The 954-nt window shown below is 76.3% G+C and carries 1 pseudogene; it reads right to left on the minus strand.

The window, feature by feature from the left end:
* Positions 1-954: pseudogene (locus GB864_RS17995) on the minus strand (heparinase II/III domain-containing protein); the annotation flags it as partial.

A 954-nucleotide genomic window follows, 5' to 3' on the forward strand; every position in this document is an offset into this window, starting at 1 on the left:
CCTCGTCGGCGGCGGGGGAGCCGGGGAGGCGGTGGGCCGCCGCGTGGGCGGCGGCCTCCGCATCGCCGACCCAGCGCGCCGCGCGGTGCAGCGCGTGCCAGGGCTGCGCAGCGGGCGGCTTCGCCTGGCCGTCGGCGACGTTGAGGTACCACGGGCCGCCGAGGTGCATGCGGTGGGGGAAGGCCGTCGTCTCGCGGAGGGCGCTCACCGTGCCGGCGTCGATCGCGCCGCCGGTGGCGTGCCGCAGCACGTCGAGCGCTTCGAGCGCGCGGCACGCCCCGTTCCACCAGTAGGCGTAGCCCTCGTCGATGGCGCCGTCGGCGGGCAGCGAGGTGACGTACCGATCGAGTCCTTCGACGCAGAGCGCGACGATCTGCGTACGCAGGCCCGCGTCCTCGGGCGCGTCGAGCAGGCGCAGGGCCGCGACGAGCACGTTGCCGTGGATCCACGGGTTCCAGTTGTGCACGTCGCCGTCGAGGCCGATCCAGTGCCAGTCGCGGCGTTCGACGAACGGGGCGAAGACGCGCAGTCGGGCTTCGCGACGGATGCGCGCGCGGGTGCCGGGGTAGCGCGCGTCGAGGAGGTCGCCGAGCAGGTGGTCGAGCCAGGCGAGCTGGCCGACGACCTCGCCGGCGCCGAGGTCGAGGAACGGATCGTCGACGTCCGCGAGCACCGCGCCGTGCCGCGCGAGGACATCGTCATGGGCGGGCCAGCACCAGGAACTCTGCTCGCACACGAGCCAGAGCCCGTCGAGCACCTCGGCGAGCCGGTCGTCGTCGGGGGAGGCGGCCGCGGCCACGGCGGCGCGGCTGAGGCGACGCGTGCGGGCGAACGCATCCTGCTCCCAGCCGTCGCGGTCGCCGTCGTCGTGCACGCGGGCTGCGGCGCTCGCGCGCGGCTGCGGCCAGGGCGTGCCGCGCTCGGCGTCGGCGCGTTCGGCGACGGCGTCGAGCG

The organism is Agromyces seonyuensis (assembly GCF_009789225.1).
GTDB classification, from domain to species: Bacteria; Actinomycetota; Actinomycetes; order Actinomycetales; family Microbacteriaceae; genus Agromyces; species Agromyces seonyuensis.